We start from the raw sequence: 19,927 nt of genomic DNA, 5'->3' as shown, positions 1-19,927 counted from the left end.
TGTCCGGGCCCGGCATCGAATCACATTGACAAGCTAAAGGGGGAGGATCGGAAATGAAACGAAACACAGAGTTTATACTGGGATTGCTGGGAGGAATACTTGGGCTTGGAGCTGCGTTTTTTGCTCTTTTTATTGGAGAGGTGGATGAGGTGGCTTCCAAAGCCTCCTACGAAATCACGGGACTGGGTTATACCGCATTCATATTCTCTGTCTTGGCCATCCTCGGTTCCATACTCGTCAGAGCGAAAGCCAAAATTGGAGGATGGTTGATGATTCTTTCCGCCATCGGCGGCATTGTCAGTGTCTCTCTCTTTTATGTTTTGCCGGGACTCCTGCTCCTGATCGCCGGCGGGATGGGCGCTTTCCGCAGGGAAAAACGGGATACGGCAGTGGCGGGTGAGTAGGAAATTCCGAGCCTCTCTCATCATGGTTTCTTTTGAAAAGTGTGAAAGGGAATCGGCATATCCGACTCGAATTTTATGGGGGATTCTGATGGATGTGGGAGGAATCCGCATGAAAAATCATCTGAAGGTTTTTTTCAGCCATTTTGATATCGCCTTCACCAGTTTTCTCTGGTTGATCGGAGCGGCTCTTGTCATTCCGGATCTGGACCGTCCGGAAATATGGCTGGCCATTGTGGTCGGTATGGGCTCCTATTCAGCCAGTGAATATCTGATCCATCGCTTTTTATTTCATTTGAAGCCTCCACGCAATCCTTTTTTTCTGAAACTGTTAAAACGCCTCCATTATGACCATCATATGGATCCCAACAATCTGAAACTGCTGTTTTTACCGGTTTGGTACAGTCTTCCATTGATCGGAATTGCCGGAGGCCTGGCTTATCTTCTCACCGCTTCCATTTCACTGACCCTTGCCTTTGTCAGCGGTGTGATCACCTTTCTGTTGTACTATGAATGGACCCATTTTGTGGCACATCGTCCCATCCAGCCGTGGACTCCATGGGGAAAATGGATGAAGAAGGTCCATCTTTGGCATCATTTCAAAAACGAGCATTTCTGGTTTGGAGTGACACAACCTTTCTACGATGTGTTGTTCGGTACTTTTAAGAAGGAGAATGAGGTGGAAAGGAGCGAAACCGTCCGCAACCTGGAACAGAGGGAAGGAACCGGTTGAAATCAAGATTCCGGAGGGAAGAGATCGAAAGACGGTCACACAGGCCCGGTCCCCGGCAAGGGTTGGATGAGACACCCCTTGTACTGTGAGTGTCATCAAATTGTGAACGGCCCCAAGTTTTTCCGGATCGTAACCGTGCTATACTAAGAACAATCATGATGGAGAAGTCAGGTGATTTTTTATGGCCAATCAGCAACAACCGGAGTACGGGACGGAAAAAAATATGAACTACACCCCGTGGGTAGTGGCATTATCCGTTGCTGTCATCGTTATTGTGGCAGTGCTGTATGTCATGCCGAAGGATCAGACGGTGAACCACGACAACCTGGTTTTTCTGCCACGGCTCAATGCGATCTTCAATTCCTTTACAACACTGTTTCTGTTGGGGGCATGGTTTTTTGTCAGCAGAAAGAATATCAAGATGCACCGACGGTTTATCTACGGGGCGTTTGTGTCGACGTTTCTGTTTTTGATCACGTATCTGTACTACCATTCCATCGCCCCTTCCACCAGTTACGGCGGTGAAGGCATGTTGGCGTATCTTTATTATTTTATCCTCATCACCCATATCGTGCTGGCTGCAGTCATTGTGCCGCTGGCGCTGGTCACCTTCTTCCGGGGGATCAACATGAAAGTGGAAAAGCATCGCAAGATCGCCCGTTGGACGATGCCGCTGTGGCTCTATGTCAGTATCACGGGTGTCCTGGTCTACATCATGATCTCACCCTATTATTGAAAAGCCGGTCTCGAACCGGTTTTTTCAATGCATCCCAACGGCATTTTTCCTCATCATGGGTCTGGGTGCAGGGCTCATGGGGAACGAGAAGCGTTGTGAAAAAGCCGTCATACCCACAGAGCACAAGTCGTGCCCAGGGTCGCTTGGCTCCTGGGCCACACTATGCAGGGAGGGTTGGGTTTCACATGGAGTGATTTTGGCAGTTCAGAACAACGAAAAGGTCATGTGAAACCCAATCGACCCCATCCGTTTTCCATATTCGGGAATAAAATGAAGTAATTAAAGGAATCAAAAGGTTTGCGGAGAAAAACAAGGAATCCCTTTTCTCCACTGATTTGAAAAAACTGGATTCCCATCTGTAAAATAAAACAGAACCTTCTGTGATCCCACTCCCAAAAAAGGAGGTAGTTCAGTGACATACGGTGTCTCCACCTCTTCCCCGCTTCCGAAAATAGGTGATCAGGCCCCCCCGTTCACAGCCCAAACGACCCAGGGAAAGATCAATCTCTCGGATTATGAGGGGAAGTGGGTGGTACTGTTTTCCCATCCAGCCGATTTCACTCCGGTTTGCTCCACAGAATTTATGGCATTCGCCAGAAAAAACGAGCAATTTAAAAGGCGGAATGTCCAATTGATCGGTCTCAGCGTGGACAGTCTGTCGTCCCACCTGGCCTGGGTGACCAACATCAAGGAGAAGATGGGGGTGGAAATCCCCTTTCCGTTGATTGCCGATCTGAACACAGCTGTATCTCAGAAGTACGGCATGATCCATCCAGAAGCCAGCGAAACCGCGACAGTCCGGTGTGTGTTTGTGATCGACCCCCAACAAGTGATTCGGGCGATGATCTATTATCCTTTAAATGTGGGGCGCAGCATGGATGAAATATTGCGGCTGATCGATGGTTTGCAGACCGTGGATCAACACCGGGTGGCGACCCCTGCGGACTGGAGACCGGGAGAGGACGTGGTGGAACCGGCTCCGACGGATGTGGAGGGGGTGAATCAACGTCTCCGGGGGGATCTCTCCGGTACAGACTGGTACCTGAAAAAGAAACGGATTTAACCCATTGCGTAAAAGGGGGAGGCGTCAGCCCTCCCCCTTCCCATATGGAACTGCTCCGTTTTGTCTTGTCAAATGCCGATCCCACCTTTTGCAGATCGCGGATGACCTGATCTGCGTCAGCTTCAAACCAGGCGCTGTCGATCAATCGGAACATGGGGCCTGTGGTGTCGATCGAGACCGGGATGAAGCAGCCCCGGGGCGACTTCCGGTCGGTTCCATGTCCGTGGTAATACACGATCTGCCCGTCGGATCATTGACATGCCTGGAAGCGTTGTGAAAAAGCCGTCATACCCACAGGGCACAAGTCGTGCCTAGGATCGCTTCGCTCCCCGGTCACGCTATGCAGGGAGGGGCGGCTTTCACATGGAGTGTCTTTGGCTAACTTTTACATGAGATGTGCCCCCCCATCTCAACCGACTCAGAAAGGATCACAACGCTTCCAGTTTCAGATGACTTGAACAGGTTTCAAAGGCGATCCTGTTCAGGGGTCCATTTTTGGGGACTCCGTTCGGACAGGGATGATTTTTTTCGTTTTTTCGGACAGGAATTCTTTTGGTTTCCCTCCACTGCGGTGAGTGAGTTTCGACGACGGCGGATTCGGATATTTTCCACCTGCTTTTCAATCCACAAAGCTCCGGATACGGAAAACAGAATTCCCAGGGCAAAGAACAAGGCAACCACCCACTGAGGCTCCCATTCACTCATCCTTCTCCAACCCTCTTTCTTTTTTCTATTTTGTATATTGGAAATTACGACGGAGGCAGGGAGTCCTCCTGCTGCAATGGAAGAAATTAATACAATACAATAATTATGGAAAAGGATTTGTGCACCGACAGAGAATAGTGAAGTATTGAAATGGAAATCGGGGCCAGGGGAAACCAGCCATCCCGGCCGGAAAGTGTGACCACAGTGGGCTTCCGGATTTTTGCTGCAGGCAGCGGGAGCCAAGGAAGGAGAGACCGGATTGAACAGGGAATGGAAAAAGGTGTTTGTATATGGAACTCTGAGACAGGGGGAGAGAAATCATCACCTGATGCAGGGTGCCGAGTTAATGGCCCGGCAGGCTTGGACGGATGGAAAGCTGTTGGATACAGGCCGGGGTTATCCGGGGCTTTTGATTCCCGGTGAACAGCAGGTTTACGGGGAACTGTACCGGATAGACAAAGAGACCTTGGCCCGGCTGGATGAACTGCAAGCGGATCATCGGCGGGAATGGGAATCTTCGGGTGAATATCGACGGATTCGCCGCCGGATCCAGACCGACCGGGGACCGGTGGAAGCCGATGTCTATATTTATGCCCGGGTGCCGGCATCAGGGGGAGCGGCAGTCCCCTATGGAGATTGGAAGGCACATCATTTGGACGGACAACGGGAGTGGCTCTATTTTGCGTATGGTTCCTGTATGGATGATGAGCGGTTTTACGACCAGGGAGTGGGCGAGCATTTCCGTGACGTGGTCGGTCGGGGAATCCTGAAGGGGCATGCGATGCGTTATACGCTTCCCCGTCCCGACGGGGGCCGGGCTGATTTGGTGGAACGACCGAAGAGTGTGGTGGAAGGAAAGGTTTACAGAGTGGGTGGCCAGGCATTGAAGTATCTTTTTTGGCGGGAAGGGGTGGATGGGGGGACCTATCGTCCGGCCTGGATTCCTGTGGAGATCGAAGGGAAGACGGTGGAGAATGTGCTTACCTTCATCGTGATCCATAAAGGAAAAGAGACCCCTCCGCCGGAGCATTATGCCCGGGAGATCCTACGTGGGAGCAAAGACATCGTGAGTGAAAGATATCATCGCCACCTGCGGAGGCGTCTGAAAAAGAGGTTTGGGATGACGGTCAAAGTTTGATCTGTCCGCCGCGGGCGTTTTTTCCAAAGGACAGAATGGGCGGCATTTTTGTGGGAAAGATCATCTGCGTTGATACAGATTGGTGAGGAACTGTTGGTCTTCCGGGGACCGGTTTTCGGTTTTCAAGGTATCCAGTGCATCGGGAGAGAGGGGGGATTGGATGGTGAAGGGGATTTTCCGCTTCAGTGCGAGGGTGTCGATTACCTTCAGATCACTTACCCCCATTCCTCCGCCACTCCAGATTTCCAGATGGGAACCGTCTGAGAACTGGAGAATGTAAGAACCGGCAAACAAGTCGCTGTATTCATCATCCAAGGTGTATCCCACGGTGATCTTTTCCACATCGTTCCATGAATGGGTGGTCTCACGCCCAAGACTCAGGAAGTCCGAGTGGACGATGACCCGGTCATTCACCATAATGTAGGAATCCAGGATCAGTGCAAACAGAAGGACGACCGCTACCAGAGAGGGCCAGTTGCGTGACAAAGTGCGGCACCATTGGCGAAAGCCGTTTTTCAGAAGTTGATACTGAAAAAAGACAATCAGAAGAATCAACAACACACAGGCAGTCCGGGTATCCCCATCCCGGTAGGCGTGAAAATAGAGAGCGCCTTGACGGTGAAAAAAAACTTCCTGCAGGAAGTGGACGGATTGGATCAGTAGTGCCGCCGGCAGGAAAAGCACGATCAGGTTCCAGAGGGCAGAACCGGCCCCCCGGATCCAGCGGCGAATGTGATTTGGAGAGACGGGTTGCAGGACTTTTTGCCGGGTTTCCATTTTTACACTCCTTCTCTGTTCAATGACGGATCATTCAACTTCATGATACGTAAATCGGGGGATGGATACCATTACAGGGAGATTACAGATGGTTTGCCAGATAGGTTGATACGCCCCCTTCGGGAGGAGTGCATAAATTGGAAAGCAAGTGGAGGACCTGCATGAACTTCAGTGGATTAATTGACTGGCTTTGGCACTTTCCATCAGCTTGGAAGTCTTTCGGTTGATCGGTTCTTTCAAAGCGAGTCCGATCAGAAGGGCCAGAGCAGCGAATACACCCAATATCGACAGGTCTTTCCATACAATCTCCCAGATGGCTCCCCCGACTGCTTCCCGCATCATGCTGATGGCATAAGTGAAAGGAAGGAACGGGTGGATGGCCTGAAAGAAGAGTGGCATGACCTGCACGGGGAAAGTTCCGCCGGAAGCTGAAAGTTGCAGGACAAGCAACACAATGCTGAGCGCTTTTCCGACGTTCCCGAACACAGAGACCAGTGTGTAGACGATCAACATAGAAACGGCACTGATCAGCAGACCGAACAGGACAAACCACAGTGGATCCGAGCAATAGGTGTGTAAAACAAAGAGGTTGCCCACTGTGACGATGACCGATTGCATCAGTGCAATCGTCAAGAAGGTCAAATACCGTCCAAAATAGACCTGGTAACTTTTATAAACTCCGTGGGGATCATGAACTTCCGTTGTCAGCAGAGACACCAGCAGGAGCGTGCCGACCCATAATGAAAGTACCGTATAGAAGGGGGACATGGCTGAACCGTAATTGGGAATCGGATACAGCTTGACTTCTCTCAGTAACACCGGTTGTGCAAAAAAATCGCTCTCCTTGTGAAAATCATTCTTTAACAGATCGATCACTTCACCCAAGTCCGTTTCCGCTTCCGCTTTTCGGATCTCATCGGCCAGGTGATGCACCTTTGCCTCGATCTGAGGCAAGTGTTCCTTTATGGTCCGGAGTTCTTTCTTGCCGACGGCGATTCCTTTGGTGGCGTCACGGATGATTTTGTTCACATCGGGGAGGGTGCGGTCTGTTTCATCCAAAATGGACTGGACGCGGTCGAGGGAAGAGTCGGCTTGATCCAGGCCCTTTCGTATTTTGGGTTGAAATTCCCCCTCCAAGCGATTCATCACATCTTGGGTCCGTTGCTGTGTGATCCGGGAAGCATCGTTCCAGCGTCGGAATAAATCTTTCCCCGGTGCTTCGCCGTTGCTGACAGTGCTCTCGATCCGGTCCAGGAGCATCAGTTGCTGTTGAAAGCCCTCTCTGATCCTCTGCAACCGTTTAATTTCCGGGTCAAGGATGGGTTGATCCGCCAGTCGGTTCACCCTCTCCAACAGTTGGATGATGTGGTCCGTTGCAGTCAGACCCGCAGTCAGACGGCCGGTGGCCTCTGACACCGCACTTTTCACATCAGTCGGGTCCATGTCGGTTTTTTGCAGTCGGGAAGTCAACTGCTGCATGGACACAGCAGTTTGGTGAACCGTTTCGATCCGATCCTTCACCCGGGGCAGAAGGGTTTCGGTGGATCCTCGGAGATGGTCCAAAAACCGATGCAGACGGTGGGTAAACTCCTTGCCGTCTCGGGTGATTCTGGCCGCCCGGGCGAGGCCTCTTTGAGCTTTTCCCGTGATCTCAGCCGCTTTGTTCACATCTTCAAGGGCGATCCGGACGGCCCGGTTCACAGTGGGAAAGCTCTTCTCCAGTCTGAAAACCAATTCTTCCAACGCTTTGACAGTGGGCCATTCTCTTTCAAGCTCAATCCCCAGTTCGTTAAAGGTTTTAAACATCGCACCGGTCGCTGTTTTTACAAAGTTGTCACTCACTTGTTGCACGATCCCGGTGGCCCCTTTTTCAGTCATTTTGGGGGCGATCGCATTGATCTTTTCATTCACATAATAGACGATTTCCGGCTTTACCGGTTCCCCTGTGATCACAGTCGCTATCTTTTTCGAAAAATCTTCGGGTATCGTGATGCTGGCATAAACATCTCCCCGCCGGACCCCTTCATAGGCCTTTTTTTGGTTGATGAAGATCCATCCCAGTTTTTTGTTCTTCTTTAATGAGCGGACCACTTCGTCTCCGAGCCGGATTTCGTGTCCGCGCACTGTGGTTCCCTTGTCCAGGTTGGTGACGGCGACGGGGACACCCTGTGTGTTTCCATAGGGATCCCACGAGGCCTTGATGTTAAACCATGCATACAAGGAAGGTAACAGGATCAATCCTCCGATAATGACAGCTGCCACCCAATGTCTCGTTATATTTTTCAGGTCCCGGGCATAGATCGACAGTATGTTTTTCATATGTATCTCCTGATCCAATGGTCAAAGGCAGGAGTGTTGATCAGCCATATTTTGGGTGGGGAGATCGTGTTCTACCACGCTCCGGTTGCCATCCAGCAAGGAAGTAATGGCTGGCCGCTCCGAATCTTCCGATCGGGCAGGGGCAAAGCCTTACGGAAGCAACACAGGGAAGAATGTTGCCCCTAAACGCCCTCTCTCCAGATTCTCCGCTGGGTAGGATGGCAACCTTCATCCCAGGGCTTCAGCCCATCTGGACTGTAGTGCCTGTGGTGCAAAGGTCGCTTTGGCAGCACACGACTCCCTTCCACCGCCCATTTTCGGGTTAATCAACAGCCCTGGGTGTCAAAGGTTATTATCCTGGGTTTTTCGGAAAAACATACAGGTGGGAGAGGGAAGAATGGATGACCTCTATTTTTGGAAAAAGTATGATAAGATAACTGTGGGAACACCACTACATAACCGGGGAGGAAACTTGCGATGGCAGAAGAACGGCAAGGTGCAATCACCTTCAAAGGAAACCCTGTGACACTCCTGGGGCCGGAATTGAAACCGGGGATGACCGCTCCCGATTTCTCCGCGCTGGCCAATGACCTGAGTCCGGTCACCCTTGGAGACAGCAACGGATTTGTTCGCATCTTCAGCGTGGTTCCGTCCTTGGACACCGGGGTGTGCGATGCCCAGACCCGTCGCTTCAACGAAGAGGCTGTCAATCTGGGAGACCGGGTGAAAGTGATCACAGTCAGTGTCGATCTGCCTTTTGCCCAGCAGCGTTGGTGTGGAGCGGCCGGGATCGACCGGGTGCAAACCGTTTCCGATCACCGGGATCTCTCCTTTGGTACCGCCTACGGTGTGGCGATCAAAGAACTCCGTCTGTTGGCCCGGGCGGTGTTTGTCGTTGACGCGTCTGACAAAGTGGTTCATGTGGAGTATGTATCCGAAGCCACCCAGCATCCGGATTACGAAGCTGCGGTGGAAGCGGCCAAGAAAGCTCTCTGATCCGATGAATGCAGATGTCCCGGGATCTTTTCCTAGGTTTTGTCTCTTTTTCGTCTTGTCAGGAACTGCTCGAAGCGTTGTGAAAAACTTGTCACAGGGTGGGCTGGGTTCACATGGAGGCCTTTGGCTTGTCACAACTTTGGTGCGAACACTTTGCGGCGGAGTTACTTCGTCGATGGGGAAAGGCAGGTGCAACTGATGGGATCCCACCCGGTTCACCGGCTTTTTATCGCCATTCCGTTGCCGGATGCGCAGAAAGAGATGCTGGCCCGCCAATGTGAGTTAATGGCGAAAGAATGGAGTTTTAAGAAGTGGGTCCATCCTTCCGATTATCATCTCACTCTCCAGTTCCTCGGTGCCTGTACCTTTCGCCAGACCCGGGAGGTGCAGCAAAATTTGAAGAAACTCTCCCCTCGTCTCCATCCCTTTCACCTTTCCATAGAAGGGATCGGTCAGTTCGGGGTTCCCACCCGTCCACGCATCCTGTGGGCGGGAGTGGAAGGGAATCTGGAGTATCTTCATTTGTTATATTCCCATGTGATTCAGGCGGTTGAGTCTCTGGGCTTTCCACGGGAAAAGCGTCCCTATCGCCCCCATATCACCTTGGCCAAAAAATACCGGTTCAATGATTTTCCCCATCAAACCATGAATCGGCAATTCCAACCGGACTTCGATCGATCTCAATGGACCGTGGAAGAGTTGGTTCTCTATGAAACCCACATTTATCGTTCGCCAATGTACCAACCCCGGGCAGTGTTCCGACTGGGAGAATGAAGTGTCCGGCCTCCTTCATTCCTTGGCAGCCAATGGACGTCATTCTTTTCCCCCCTGATCTCACAGAGTTTTTTTTATGGGCCGGTGAAGTGCCGGGAGATAAAATGGTTTCCGGAGGGAACAGAGTCGAGGTGAAGGATCGATGCAGACAGTATGGATGAAAATGGAGAGGACCGTGGATCTGGTGCAGGCGGGACGTCGGTTGACTGCCGGGGGGGCGACTTTGCTGTTGGACAGTTGCGGCCGGGGACGACATACGGTACTGGTTTGGAGCCAGTCTGGATGAAGACGCTTGTTCAGGGGAGAAATCCATCCGTTTATCCAGCCGTGGATTGTACGCTGGAAGCTCTTCCTCTCTGGCATCAAGTGGCAAAGATCACGGGCCCCTATCGGGAGGGGACCACAGCGGGAAAGATTTTTCGCTCCGCATTTCCCGGAGGGTCGATCACCGGAGCCCCTAAGCTGCGTTTCATGCAGGTGATCCACGAACTGGAAAACGGGCGCCGGGGGTTTTATACCGGATCCATCGGTTATCTGGATGCCCGAGGAAATGCAGAGTGGAATATAGCCATCCGGACGGTGACTTGGGTCAGTGGGGAGAGGGGAACTCTCTCTTATCACGTGGGAGGAGGAATTGTGGCCATTCGGTTCCGGTGCTGGAGTATGAGGAAATCTTGGCCAAGTGGCGGGAATGGCGGAAGCGATCCGCCGCTGGACCGGGGGGGAGCAGGGCGAATGAAGTGGATCGTCGTCAATGGACAGGCTTATTGTGAGAGAGAAGCGAGAATTTCCCCACAAAACAGAGGAGCCCTGTTCGGTGACGGGCTCTTTGAAACGTTTCGGGTGGAGAAAGGAATTCCCCTTTTCCTCCAGGAACATTTGGACCGTCTGGCCCGGAGTGCAAAAAAACTTCATTTTGTCCGAATTCCTGATCAAAGGGAACTCATCGGATCCATCCGGGAAGCGATCCAGTTGAACCGGGTGCAGAGCGGCTATCTCCGTCTGACGCTCACTCGGGGAAATGGCGCTTTTGGGCTCTCTTTGATGCATTTGGATCAACCTTGTTACTGGGTGGAAGCCCAGGAACACTCTCTGAATCCTCTCCGGTATCAACAAGGAATTGGGGCGATCATCTATCAACCGGTGCGAAACCCTTGTTCCCCCATCGCTGGGATTAAATCCCTTCACTTTCTCGAAAGCATTCTGGCTAGGGAAGCGGCTGAAAACAGGGGAGCCCAAGAGGCGATTCTGCCAACAGTAGAGGGGGATCTGTGTGAAGGGGCTTCCTCCAACCTGTTTCTGGTGAAGGACGGAAAAGTGATCACCCCCGGATTGGATCGGGGTCCCTTGCCCGGTGTGGCCCGGGAGTGGGTGATCCATAAGTCGCTTCACTGGGGAATTGCAGTGGAGGAAACCCGTATTCTGTCCGAAGATTTACAGCGGGCAGAGGAGATGTTTTTCACCAACTCCACTTGGGGCCCTTTTCCATGTGTAGAGGTGGACGGAAGCTCTGTCGGCGCTGGAACTCCTGGCAGGGTCACTCGGATGATGATCCGGGCCTGGCGGGAAGAGATCAGACGGCAGACGGAGGGTTAATACCATTCCACCGTTCTTTTAATCCATCTCTTTAACAAACAGGACGCGGTCTCTGCCCGGACCGTCGTAATCCTTGTGAATAGGGATGCCTTCCAGAAGGGTCCGACTGGGGATCAGTTGAAATCCCAGACGGCTGTGGAACTGGATGGATCGCCTGTTGGAAGGGGAAGTGAGACAGCGGACGGTTCGACATCCCTGTTTGGAGACGATGTCGAAAAAGCGTTGGTACAAATGTCCGGCCAAGCCTTGTCTCCGATAATCGGGATGGACTCCGACAAAATGGATATAAGCCTCCTCTGAGCAGGCGGGGGAGATAAATCCGACGAGGAAGGCGACCAGCTCCCCCTCCTTTTCCATGATCAGGCTGGTGTTGTGGAAATGGTGGAAAAAGAGTTTGGGAAGCATGTCGGTCATGTGACGGCCACCCCACCACAGGTTGAGAACGGAGATGACCGCCGGGTAGTCGGAGGGGAGAAGTTGGCGAAGTTGAAACATGGCGGGTGAATTCCCCCCTTTATTTTATTCCGGAAACCTATTTTTCCGACCGGGGGGTTTGCCATGGAGCCGTCTCCGGGAAGGGTTCTTTGGCGGTTTTACGCCGGGGGTCGACAGGATCATCCGTGTCGGCCCGCTTTTTTCCGGCGGCAGGTTCCACCATCGGGCTGCGGCGGCGTTCATCGTTGGTTGGCAATGATTTCCCTCCTTTGCTCTCTTCTTTCCTTTAGCTGTTCTTCCCAGAGTCGAGATTTATACGATGTATAAACGGATATTGTCCACCATATATCCCTATAGAAGGACAAGGAGAAGAGGCCGGACCAGAACAGGAGGGAGAAATCAAAATGAAGAATTTCCGGGGAAGAAGAACGAAAATCTTGGGGTTGGTGGCTGTACTTTTGGCACTTGTGGGGTGGATGAGGTGGAATCCGGATCCTCCGTCCCCTCCTCCGGATCCCGTGGGTGTCCTCAGTTCTCCCGTACCCGAGTTCACCTTTACCGATCAGAAGGGAAAACCTTATGGATTTAAGGATCTGAAAGGAAAGGTGTGGATAGCGGATATGATCTACACCCGTTGTCCCGGCATCGCTTCTCCGATGACAGCCAATATGGTTCGCTTGCAGGAACGGTTGAAAAAAGAGGGGCTCGCTGTGCAACTGGTCTCATTCAGCATTGATCCACTGTATGACTCCCCTGCCGTTTTGGAAAGGTACGGAAAAAACCTGCGGGCTGATTTCGGGAACTGGAAGTTTCTTACTACCTCGAGCGAACCGGTGATGCATCGGTTTCTGCAGACGGCGTTCGGGTCTCCGATTTCGCGAAAGACAGAGGTTGGAGAAGAGGGAGAACCACTGATCAGTCATTCCTCCCGTTTTTACCTGGTGGATGGAAGAGGGAAGGTGATCTCGGCTTATAACGGAATCCGGCCGGACTACGGGCAAATCATCCGGGATGTGCGTTCCGTACAGTAAGGGATCACCACAGTCAATCCGCTTTCACCTTAAAATGGTGGAAATTTGGATTTTGCCATCTGTTCGGATTTCATATAATAGTTCCGTGGAAGAACTGGCCCTTCCTGTGACGGTATAGATGCTCTCCTTGGGAGGGCTTTTTGTTTTTTATGGGATAAGAAAGAAAGTATAAATCGTAATAATTACGATTTACATATAGAGTGATCTCCGTTATAATGAAAAAGCATCAAAAGGGAATTTTTCACGGAGGTGGAGAGTAAATGAACCGACAGGCAGCCAGGATTGGGATCTTTATTATTCTGTTCGCTTGGGTGGTGTCAGGCTGTGGCGATAGTGGAGCCACAGCCGGTCCGGGGGACGAAAAATTGAAGTTGTCGGCCAGTATGTATCCTCTTGCTTTTTTTGCTGAACAGATCGGGGGGGAGCATGTGACGGTCACCCATTTGGTTCCCCCGGGGGTCGATGCCCACGATTTCGAACCGACACCGAAAGATGTGGTGAGGATGGCCGACTCCGATATACTTCTGTATAACGGTGTCGGGTTGGAAGGTTGGGTGGATAAGGTGAAAAGAACCCTGGAAGGAAAGGTTCTGATCGTGAATACAACAGAGGGTGTCCCTTTGATAGGAGCAGATCCTGACCATGAGGAACACCAGCATGATGAGCATGAGAAAGATCATGCCCATGAACATGGAAATCAGGATCCCCATGTCTGGCTGGATCCGATTCGTGCCAAGCAACAAGCGGCCCATATCAAGGATGCCTTGGTGAAGAAGGATCCGAAACATCAAGGGGAGTATGAACGGAATTATAAACGCTTGGCCCGACGTCTGGATGATCTCCATCACCTGTTCAAGGAGACGGTGGACAATGCGGACGGCAAGTCCTTTGTCGTCTCCCACGCAGCTTTTGGGTATCTTGCCAACCGCTACGGATTGAATCAGATCTCCATATCGGGATTGTCCCCCTCGGAGGAACCCAGTCCCGGGAAACTGCGTGAAGTGGTAGAGACAGCGCGGAAGCACCGGGTGAGGTATATTCTGTTCGAAACTCTGGTCAGCAGTAAAGTGGCCAAAACTGTACAGAAAGAAGTCGGCGCTCGCCCTCTGACCCTCCACCCGCTGGAAGGGTTGACCCCGCAGGAAAAGTCCCAGGGGGAAGACTATTTCACCCTCATGGAAAAGAATGCGAAGCATCTGGGCAAAGCCCTGGAAACCAAGTGAAAACCTTACCCGCCCATTCATCATTCCTTCATTTTGGCCAGTGCTGCCTCCAGAAACCGATCGGCCCGTTCCGCCATCAGCCGGTCAGGAAAGAATTCAGAGAATGCGTTTAAGTCCCATCATGGGTCATATCCCTGGCCGGAGCACTGCTCATAAGCTTGTGAGAACGACTCGGCGGCTTCCAGTCCCACCATTAGAGCCAGTTTGATGCGACAGTGGGCGACATCAACTTCCGCCGGTCCCCTGTAGGCGTTGACCCAATCCACCACACCGCTGATCCGGTCTTCCTCCCACAGAATGTTTGCCGGATGGAAATCCCGGTGAATAAAAGCAGCCCGTCCCTGTCGTGCCGCTGAGAGAAGCATGAGCACTTGGTCCCATCTTTTCCTGTGGCGGGACCAGTCCGGTGGTTTCAAGCTGGTGAGGTCATACCAAGGATCAGAGGCTTTTCACCGGATGGTTCCACCGGTTTCACTCGATACAGGGAGGAGGAAGTGGCCCCAGGCAGTTGTTCCAAAAGAATCTTCTTATCCTTTCCACCAGTGAATCCGGCGAGCCATCGGGTGATCTTTCGAAAATCCTCTCTGTTCAAATCCATCGCTCCTTTTTCTCCAGACATCTCCTGTCACCACAGGATGTTCCGCTGAACAGAACCCTTCTGTTTGATGAGAATGGATCCGATTTTGTCAACCGGACAGGTCCCGGGTCATACATTGTAAGACTGAACAAGGAGGGTGGGGAGTGTGGATCAGATGAAAGTAAAGATGAATCTGTCCAGTGAGGAGTGGCGTGCTGCTCTTTCTTGTATTGAACGGAGATACAATGAATTGAAACGGAAGTTGGCCGAAGGTGAGCGGAAAGGGCGGAGTATCCGGAATTATCGGGAAGAGTCCTTGTTGTTGGAAAGGGTGTTGGATGAACTGAAGAACCAGGAGTGACGATCGGCTGCCTTTGCCGTTGCGGGGAGGTTTTAATCCGTCCAAAAATCCCAACGGGGCCGTCTCCGATCGGAGACGGCCCCGTGACATGTCAGGCGGACGACAGGAGTTGAACCTGTTCCACCGGCGAATCAGCGCCGGCATTCTGCCGTTAAACTACATCCACCCATGATCAACTAAATGGATCGCATCCTGCTTGATGCCTGCCGGTCGTGGGGATCAGATCAGATGGCGCAGGACGAACACGATCGCGAACCAGCAGGGAATGCTGAGAAGAAATGCATTGAACAGGCCGACGGCTGCTTGGTTCATCATGCATAACCCCCGTTTGTTTTGTTACATCCATTATAATCCCTTGGCTGGCGAAATAGTGAAAATGAAGGGATTTGTAAAGGACACTTAATCTTTTGTAACACAGGATTTGAAAAAGGGGGGAAAGGAGACTGGTACTCCGTGATGACCAAAGGGAACTGTTACACGAATGTGACACGGGGGAAAGTCTTTTCTGGCACCGGCTCTTTTTCCGTTTTCGCCGTTTTTACCATCATCGGTTATAATGGACAGGATGTGAACGGTACGGAAGGGTGGGAGACATGGATGATCTGTTGAAACAAGCGGAAGCCCGGTTTCGGGAAGTCAAGCCATGGAGGGTTCTGTATGAACCTGATGGAGAGGGCTCCCTTCCCTATGCCATGGAAGAGGCGATCGGAGAAAGTGTGGCCCGGGGGGAGGCTCCGGCGACGCTACGAATCTGGCAGGGGCCCCGGGCTCTGGTGGTGGCCAAAAAAGATTTGCGGACATCGCAGGCGGTAAAAGCGGCCCAAATGATGAAAGAGGTGGACTGGCCGGTCTACGTCCGGCAGAGTGGAGGCACTGCCGTTCCACACGGCCCCGGCACGCTGAATCTGTCCCTCTTTTTGCCCCGCCCGAAGGAGATGAAGTGGAACATCGATGACATCTATCGGTTGCTGGGGGCTCCCCTGATTCGAATGCTGAAAAGAAGTTTCAGTCTGGAACCTTACTTTGGGGAAGTACCGGGTTCATTTTGTGACGGGCGTTACAATGTGGTGGTCGGGGGGAAAAAGATCGTCGGCACCTCTCAGATCTGGAAAGGCGGGCCGGCGGGACTGAAGTCCAAGCGGCCGGGCTATATTTTGGCCCACGCCACCCTTCTCACCTGGATCGACCGGGAGCAGGCGGTTTCCGCCCTGAATGCCTTTTATGAGATGGCTGAGGGAACCCGGCCGGTATATATCGACACCGTGGCCACCCTCGCCTCCTTGGTCAATTCCACCCCGGAAGTGGCGGGACAACAGGTGGCGGAAGGACTGCTGAAAGTGATCGAGGATTGGACCGGAGTGAGGAAACCGGAGCTGCCCACGGAGAAAGAGCGGACGGCTGCAAAGGCGTACCTGAACCGTTCCCTGCCGGAATCCTACGGAGAGCAGTTAATAGCTAGTGAGGGGGAGCCGGAAGCGTTGTGAATGAGTGCTGGCCGGGTACCAAGAACGCACAAAACAAAATCACAATGCTTCTGACACCGCAGAGGACAAGATCCGGAATCCGTTGTATAATCGGGTGTAACTTCGATAAAGGGGTGTGGCCCTGTGAAATGGTGGAAAATGAAAGAACCGGTGAATACCTGGACGCACTTTGTCACGTTTCTAGCCGGAATTGTCGGACTGGTGTTCCTGATTCTGCTCAGCCGTGAACAGCTGTCTGCTCTGATCACCATGACGATTTACGGGGTCAGCGTGATCCTCCTCTATGGGGCCAGTTCCCTGTATCATTGGGTGCGGACCACCCCCGAAAAAGAGATGATCCTGAAAAAGCTGGATCATATTGCAATCTATCTGTTGATCGCCGGCTCTTACACACCAGTCTTTTATTACGGATTGGAAGGAGCCTGGAAGTGGGTGATGCTGACGGCGGTCTGGGTGCTGGCCTTGATCGGGATAATCCTGAAGATCCGGTTTATCCATGCTCCACGCTATGTATCCACCGCTTTTTACGTCACCTTGGGCTGGATCGCTCTGATTCCCCTGGTGCAATTGGTCCAAAGCCTTCCCGTCGGGGCGCTGGTGTTGATGGTGGCTGGTGGCGTCGCCTATACCCTGGGTGCGGTGATTTATGCCACCAAGTGGTGTGATTTTTTCCCCAACCGCTTTGGCTTTCACGAAGTGTTTCATCTGTTCATCATGGTTGGAACCGGCCTTCACTTTGCGATGATGGTGGCTTATATACTTCCCATGGGAGTCCATTGAAATCGAAACTTTGGCCAAAAAACCCGACCTGTTCTGTTCAGGCCGGGTTTTATGTTTCCGGGTCGTGGAATAAATTCCCGCCCGCGGAGAAATTTCTGGGGGTGGTGGAAGAAGAAAGGCCGGGCGGGGGACTGCAGAAATCGATCATCCATCAGAAACCGTTATTTCTCTCCCGGTTATCCCCCCGCTTATGTGCCACCCCTCGCACTCACGGAAAGCGAAGTGCCGGCAAGATCTGCACATCTCCCGGTTGATCAGGGAGAGGCCGTGACGAAGGGCCATTCCCGTGCGGGGAAAGAAGTGTTCTGGACCGATTTTGTCATACAGACCGCTTTTTTTCAACATTTCCATCGGTTGTTTCCGAATCCCAGAGATTAGGATCACTCCTCCCTGCTCTTGGAAATCGGATACGAGGGAGGAGAGATGGCTTTCTCCAGTGGCATCGATCAAGGAAACATGGGGCATACGCAACAACAGCACTTTGGGCCGGTGATGGATCGATCGGGTGAGTGTACGTTCAAACCGATCGGCGGCCCCAAAAAAGAGGGGCCCCTCTATAGTGTAGATGGACAGCTGGGGGCAATGGTGGCCGGTTTTCACGGGATGAGGAGACATCTGCTCCCCATGGCGGTGATCCGGGAGCACTTTCTCCACTTCCAGCATATTTCCCATCCGTTTGATAAAGGAGATCATGGCAAGCAACAATCCGACTTGAACCGCCACCGTTATATTGACAAAGACGGTCAGTACAAAGGTGGTGAAAAGGACAAGGGAATCACCGGAACGTAATTTCAAAATATGCATAAAGGCTTTTTGCTCACTCATGTTCCAAGCGACGATCATCAGGATGGGTGCCATACTCGCCAAGGGGATATAGGAGGCGAAGGGAGCGAACACCAACAAGATGATCAACACAAAGAGACTGTGAAACACCCCGGAAAGAGGACTGACGGCTCCACTTCGAATATTGGTTGCCGTCCTAGCGATGGCCCCTGTCGCCGGGATTCCTCCCAGAAGAGGCGTCACCAGGTTGGCCACACCTTGTCCGATGAGTTCCCGGTTGGAATGATGCCGTTTTCCTGTCATTCCATCGGCTACCACGGCGGACAGCAGAGATTCAATTCCCCCCAATACCGCAATCACAAAGGCGGAGGGCAACAGTTCCATGATTTTGTCCGGAGTCACTTCCGGAAATTGAAAAGGGGGAAGACTCTGAGAGATCCCTCCGAAAGCCGACCCGATGGATTCCACCCGATCGGGGTAAAACAGAACCGAGATCAGGGTCGGAACCACCAGGGCCACGAGAAGCACCGGGAGCCGGGGGGCTATTTTCGGGATGATGATAAGTAGCAGAAGACCGATCATGGCGGTCAACAGACTGTAACTGTTGACCGTGTGGAACTGTCGAACCAGCTCCAGGATGTTTTCGTGAAAAGCCTCTTTCTTCTCCACCCCTTTCAATCCAAAGAAATTGGCGATTTGTCCCGTGAAAATAATCACTGCAATCCCTGAGGTAAATCCAATGGTTACAGATCGGGGAATATATTTGATCAGGTTCCCCAGTTTGCACAATCCCATCACAACCAGCAGGATTCCCGCCAAAAACCCGGCGATGAGCAGATCTTCATATCCGTGCTCCAGGACAATGGAGAGCAGAATGGGGACGAAGGCACCGGTCGGACCAGCGATTTGGAAGCGGGATCCTCCGAGCAGAGCGACGATCAACCCGGCGATGATCGTGGTGTAAATCCCGTATTCCGGTTTCACACCAGAAGCGATGGCAAAAGCCATCGCAAGGGGAAGGGCAACGATTCCGACCGTGATCCCGGCCATTAAGTCCCGCTTCACATCAGGGAGCTGATATTGATGAAAACGTTTATCAGCCAACAAGGATGTCATCTCCTGTAAGGATATTGATATATAACAGTTGTGATAAAAAAAAAGAAAGACGCAGCCGATTTCTATAATTAAATCTTATACTTGACAGTGCAAAAATGCAAGGATGGCTTGACTCTCTTTGAGGCTTCTCCCTTCCCTTGGATCATATCAAAAATGGAAGAATCTCCCGCCGAGGGGGAGATTCCGGAGCAATGGACAGGTATGAGTGAACTTCACAGTTGTTGAAAAAGGAGTTACTTTATCTAAGGAAATGCTCCATGGCATGATGAAGCGAAAACAGTGGTTTTACTTAACATCGCGATAGGCAGGTCTTTTTCGGATTCGCTCCCGTTGTTTCCAGCCCGGTCTCTCTTCACTTGCGTTTTGGAGTTTGAAAGGATCCATGGGGGCAGAAGCCGGCTCCTGACGCTCGCATTCCTGAACTTCCCGTCGAAGATCGCGTTCTTTCTTCTCAAAATGTGTAATCGGAAACACTTCCTCTCAAGGAATGTCAAATGCTTGCTTTCTCTTTCAGCAAAGAGAGAAGGGGCTTTCCCAAGGTCGTCCGTGATCAGGAATTGGAATGGGAAGAGGCCGTGGAGCTGGAGATTTTAAAAACGCCCAGGATCCGGGTGTATTGAAGTAGCTGAACAAGCTTGATCTGATAAATCAAGGCGATATCTTCCATTGTCAATCCCTGTTCCAAATAGCGGAGGACATCGTGTTTAAATTTTTGAGGAGTCAGGTTTCGTTCCTGCAGAAACTGTTCCACTTGCATCTGCTCCACCTCTTTTATTGTGCGGAGTTGATATAAATCCAGTGTAAGGGAATACCGGCATTCTGTATATTCCCACAAGGTACTAAATTTTTATCGTCATTAATGATTAGGGACTTTGAATCGTTGTGAAAAAGTCTCCCTC

At 51.9% G+C, this 19,927-nt stretch carries 24 protein-coding genes and 1 tRNA gene; 15 read left to right on the top strand and 10 right to left on the bottom strand.

Translation table 11 applies throughout. The annotated features are described in order from the left end of the window. The first annotated feature begins 53 nt into the window (after window positions 1-53). From IEV46_RS14545 to IEV46_RS14530, 4 genes are all read left to right on the top strand, one after another. Window positions 54-404, top strand: coding sequence for a DUF4064 domain-containing protein (locus IEV46_RS14545; protein WP_188433271.1), 351 nt, complete (start codon window positions 54-56; stop codon window positions 402-404). Window positions 405-513: 109 nt separating this feature from the next. Further along, the gene (locus tag IEV46_RS14540) at window positions 514-1,134 is read left to right on the top strand and encodes a sterol desaturase family protein (RefSeq protein WP_188433270.1); all 621 of its coding nucleotides are present in this window, start codon (window positions 514-516) and stop codon (window positions 1,132-1,134) included. A 181-nt stretch (window positions 1,135-1,315) separates the two neighbouring features. Further along, window positions 1,316-1,870, top strand: a complete 555-nt coding sequence (locus IEV46_RS14535; RefSeq protein ID WP_188433269.1) for a DUF420 domain-containing protein — start codon at window positions 1,316-1,318, stop codon at window positions 1,868-1,870. A gap of 412 nt (window positions 1,871-2,282) precedes the next feature. After that, the gene (locus tag IEV46_RS14530; RefSeq protein WP_188433268.1) at window positions 2,283-2,933 is read left to right on the top strand and encodes a peroxiredoxin; all 651 of its coding nucleotides are present in this window, start codon (window positions 2,283-2,285) and stop codon (window positions 2,931-2,933) included. Between the two features lie 465 nt (window positions 2,934-3,398). On the opposite strand, the gene IEV46_RS14525 is transcribed toward IEV46_RS14530, so the two are convergent. After that, on the bottom strand, window positions 3,399-3,638 hold the full coding sequence (locus IEV46_RS14525; RefSeq protein ID WP_188433267.1) for a hypothetical protein: 240 nt from the start codon (window positions 3,636-3,638) through the stop codon (window positions 3,399-3,401). A 259-nt stretch (window positions 3,639-3,897) separates the two neighbouring features. On the opposite strand from IEV46_RS14525, the gene IEV46_RS14520 reads away from it, so the two are divergent. Beyond that, window positions 3,898-4,776: a gamma-glutamylcyclotransferase family protein gene (locus IEV46_RS14520; protein WP_188433266.1), complete on the top strand. Its 879-nt coding sequence runs from the start codon at window positions 3,898-3,900 to the stop codon at window positions 4,774-4,776. Between the two features lie 60 nt (window positions 4,777-4,836). Here IEV46_RS14520 and IEV46_RS14515 read toward each other — a convergent pair whose 3' ends face one another. Continuing rightward, entirely contained in the window at window positions 4,837-5,553 is a 717-nt protein-coding gene (locus IEV46_RS14515) for a hypothetical protein (protein WP_188433265.1), read from the bottom strand. Between the two features lie 168 nt (window positions 5,554-5,721). Then, complete coding sequence (locus IEV46_RS14510) at window positions 5,722-7,872, bottom strand: YhgE/Pip domain-containing protein (protein WP_188433264.1); 2,151 nt, start codon at window positions 7,870-7,872, stop codon at window positions 5,722-5,724. 477 nt (window positions 7,873-8,349) lie between these two features. On the opposite strand from IEV46_RS14510, the gene tpx reads away from it, so the two are divergent. From tpx to IEV46_RS14490, 4 genes are all read left to right on the top strand, one after another. After that, window positions 8,350-8,868 (top strand): thiol peroxidase, encoded by a 519-nt coding sequence (gene tpx / locus IEV46_RS14505; protein ID WP_009711243.1) that lies wholly within the window; start codon window positions 8,350-8,352, stop codon window positions 8,866-8,868. 198 nt (window positions 8,869-9,066) lie between these two features. Then, window positions 9,067-9,642, top strand: a complete 576-nt coding sequence (thpR, locus tag IEV46_RS14500; protein ID WP_229736143.1) for an RNA 2',3'-cyclic phosphodiesterase — start codon at window positions 9,067-9,069, stop codon at window positions 9,640-9,642. Between the two features lie 142 nt (window positions 9,643-9,784). Next, window positions 9,785-9,928, top strand: a complete 144-nt coding sequence (locus IEV46_RS14495; protein WP_188433262.1) for a hypothetical protein — start codon at window positions 9,785-9,787, stop codon at window positions 9,926-9,928. Continuing rightward, window positions 9,925-11,238 carry an aminotransferase class IV gene (locus IEV46_RS14490; RefSeq protein WP_188433261.1) on the top strand — a complete coding sequence of 438 codons (1,314 nt, stop codon included), beginning with the start codon at window positions 9,925-9,927 and terminating at the stop codon, window positions 11,236-11,238. The genes IEV46_RS14495 and IEV46_RS14490 overlap by 4 nt, the downstream gene beginning before the upstream one ends. Window positions 11,239-11,256: 18 nt before the next feature. On the opposite strand, the gene IEV46_RS14485 is transcribed toward IEV46_RS14490, so the two are convergent. Both IEV46_RS14485 and IEV46_RS14480 read right to left on the bottom strand, forming a co-directional pair. Then, a complete protein-coding gene (locus IEV46_RS14485; protein WP_188433260.1) occupies window positions 11,257-11,733 on the bottom strand; it encodes a GNAT family N-acetyltransferase in 477 nt (158 codons plus the stop codon). Window positions 11,734-11,770: 37 nt separating this feature from the next. Beyond that, complete coding sequence (locus IEV46_RS14480) at window positions 11,771-11,929, bottom strand: hypothetical protein (RefSeq protein ID WP_188433259.1); 159 nt, start codon at window positions 11,927-11,929, stop codon at window positions 11,771-11,773. A gap of 148 nt (window positions 11,930-12,077) precedes the next feature. On the opposite strand from IEV46_RS14480, the gene IEV46_RS14475 reads away from it, so the two are divergent. Together IEV46_RS14475 and IEV46_RS14470 are read left to right on the top strand one after the other, a co-directional pair. After that, complete coding sequence (locus IEV46_RS14475; RefSeq protein ID WP_188433258.1) at window positions 12,078-12,704, top strand: SCO family protein; 627 nt, start codon at window positions 12,078-12,080, stop codon at window positions 12,702-12,704. Between the two features lie 260 nt (window positions 12,705-12,964). After that, window positions 12,965-13,927 carry a metal ABC transporter substrate-binding protein gene (locus IEV46_RS14470; protein WP_188433257.1) on the top strand — a complete coding sequence of 321 codons (963 nt, stop codon included), beginning with the start codon at window positions 12,965-12,967 and terminating at the stop codon, window positions 13,925-13,927. Between the two features lie 119 nt (window positions 13,928-14,046). On the opposite strand, the gene IEV46_RS14465 is transcribed toward IEV46_RS14470, so the two are convergent. Beyond that, entirely contained in the window at window positions 14,047-14,343 is a 297-nt protein-coding gene (locus tag IEV46_RS14465) for a phosphotransferase family protein (protein WP_268235917.1), read from the bottom strand. Next, a complete protein-coding gene (locus tag IEV46_RS14460; protein ID WP_188433255.1) occupies window positions 14,340-14,519 on the bottom strand; it encodes a hypothetical protein in 180 nt (59 codons plus the stop codon). Before IEV46_RS14460 ends, IEV46_RS14465 begins: the two co-directional genes overlap by 4 nt. Window positions 14,520-14,670: 151 nt before the next feature. Here IEV46_RS14460 and IEV46_RS14455 point away from each other — a divergent pair, with 151 nt between their 5' ends. Then, window positions 14,671-14,865, top strand: coding sequence for a hypothetical protein (locus IEV46_RS14455; protein WP_188433254.1), 195 nt, complete (start codon window positions 14,671-14,673; stop codon window positions 14,863-14,865). Between the two features lie 94 nt (window positions 14,866-14,959). On the opposite strand, the gene IEV46_RS14450 is transcribed toward IEV46_RS14455, so the two are convergent. Continuing rightward, window positions 14,960-15,031: transfer RNA gene (locus tag IEV46_RS14450), tRNA-Gln, on the bottom strand. A 287-nt stretch (window positions 15,032-15,318) separates the two neighbouring features. On the opposite strand from IEV46_RS14450, the gene IEV46_RS14445 reads away from it, so the two are divergent. From IEV46_RS14445 to trhA, 3 genes are all read left to right on the top strand, one after another. Continuing rightward, a complete protein-coding gene (locus IEV46_RS14445; protein WP_188433253.1) occupies window positions 15,319-15,474 on the top strand; it encodes a hypothetical protein in 156 nt (51 codons plus the stop codon). Further along, the gene (locus IEV46_RS14440; protein WP_188433252.1) at window positions 15,459-16,349 is read left to right on the top strand and encodes a lipoate--protein ligase family protein; all 891 of its coding nucleotides are present in this window, start codon (window positions 15,459-15,461) and stop codon (window positions 16,347-16,349) included. Before IEV46_RS14445 ends, IEV46_RS14440 begins: the two co-directional genes overlap by 16 nt. Before the next feature lie 123 nt (window positions 16,350-16,472). Continuing rightward, window positions 16,473-17,129 carry a PAQR family membrane homeostasis protein TrhA gene (gene trhA, locus IEV46_RS14435; protein WP_229736137.1) on the top strand — a complete coding sequence of 219 codons (657 nt, stop codon included), beginning with the start codon at window positions 16,473-16,475 and terminating at the stop codon, window positions 17,127-17,129. A 144-nt stretch (window positions 17,130-17,273) separates the two neighbouring features. Here trhA and IEV46_RS14430 read toward each other — a convergent pair whose 3' ends face one another. Next, window positions 17,274-19,028, bottom strand: coding sequence for a SulP family inorganic anion transporter (locus tag IEV46_RS14430; protein ID WP_188433251.1), 1,755 nt, complete (start codon window positions 19,026-19,028; stop codon window positions 17,274-17,276). A gap of 550 nt (window positions 19,029-19,578) precedes the next feature. Next, window positions 19,579-19,785, bottom strand: a complete 207-nt coding sequence (locus tag IEV46_RS14425) for a hypothetical protein (protein ID WP_188433250.1) — start codon at window positions 19,783-19,785, stop codon at window positions 19,579-19,581. Between the last annotated feature and the right edge of the window lie 142 nt (window positions 19,786-19,927).

Origin of the sequence: Kroppenstedtia guangzhouensis, assembly GCF_014637345.1 — a bacterium.
In the GTDB taxonomy this organism is placed as follows: domain Bacteria; phylum Bacillota; class Bacilli; order Thermoactinomycetales; family DSM-45169; genus Kroppenstedtia; species Kroppenstedtia guangzhouensis.
This window is presented reverse-complemented; position numbering and strand designations above follow the sequence as displayed.

Coding starts and splice junctions, on each gene's coding strand:
- IEV46_RS14510 (WP_188433264.1), bottom strand. CDS start 7,872: ATGAAAAACATACTGTCGATCTATGCCCGGGACCTGAAAAATATAACG.
- IEV46_RS14490 (WP_188433261.1), top strand. CDS start 9,925: ATGAAGACGCTTGTTCAGGGGAGAAATCCATCCGTTTATCCAGCCGTG.
- IEV46_RS14535 (WP_188433269.1), top strand. CDS start 1,316: ATGGCCAATCAGCAACAACCGGAGTACGGGACGGAAAAAAATATGAAC.
- tpx (WP_009711243.1), top strand. CDS start 8,350: ATGGCAGAAGAACGGCAAGGTGCAATCACCTTCAAAGGAAACCCTGTG.
- IEV46_RS14440 (WP_188433252.1), top strand. CDS start 15,459: ATGGATGATCTGTTGAAACAAGCGGAAGCCCGGTTTCGGGAAGTCAAG.
- IEV46_RS14495 (WP_188433262.1), top strand. CDS start 9,785: ATGCAGACAGTATGGATGAAAATGGAGAGGACCGTGGATCTGGTGCAG.
- IEV46_RS14430 (WP_188433251.1), bottom strand. CDS start 19,028: ATGACATCCTTGTTGGCTGATAAACGTTTTCATCAATATCAGCTCCCT.
- IEV46_RS14515 (WP_188433265.1), bottom strand. CDS start 5,553: ATGGAAACCCGGCAAAAAGTCCTGCAACCCGTCTCTCCAAATCACATT.
- IEV46_RS14475 (WP_188433258.1), top strand. CDS start 12,078: ATGAAGAATTTCCGGGGAAGAAGAACGAAAATCTTGGGGTTGGTGGCT.
- IEV46_RS14540 (WP_188433270.1), top strand. CDS start 514: ATGAAAAATCATCTGAAGGTTTTTTTCAGCCATTTTGATATCGCCTTC.
- thpR (WP_229736143.1), top strand. CDS start 9,067: ATGGGATCCCACCCGGTTCACCGGCTTTTTATCGCCATTCCGTTGCCG.
- IEV46_RS14425 (WP_188433250.1), bottom strand. CDS start 19,785: ATGCAAGTGGAACAGTTTCTGCAGGAACGAAACCTGACTCCTCAAAAA.
- IEV46_RS14525 (WP_188433267.1), bottom strand. CDS start 3,638: ATGAGTGAATGGGAGCCTCAGTGGGTGGTTGCCTTGTTCTTTGCCCTG.
- IEV46_RS14485 (WP_188433260.1), bottom strand. CDS start 11,733: ATGTTTCAACTTCGCCAACTTCTCCCCTCCGACTACCCGGCGGTCATC.
- IEV46_RS14545 (WP_188433271.1), top strand. CDS start 54: ATGAAACGAAACACAGAGTTTATACTGGGATTGCTGGGAGGAATACTT.
- IEV46_RS14470 (WP_188433257.1), top strand. CDS start 12,965: ATGAACCGACAGGCAGCCAGGATTGGGATCTTTATTATTCTGTTCGCT.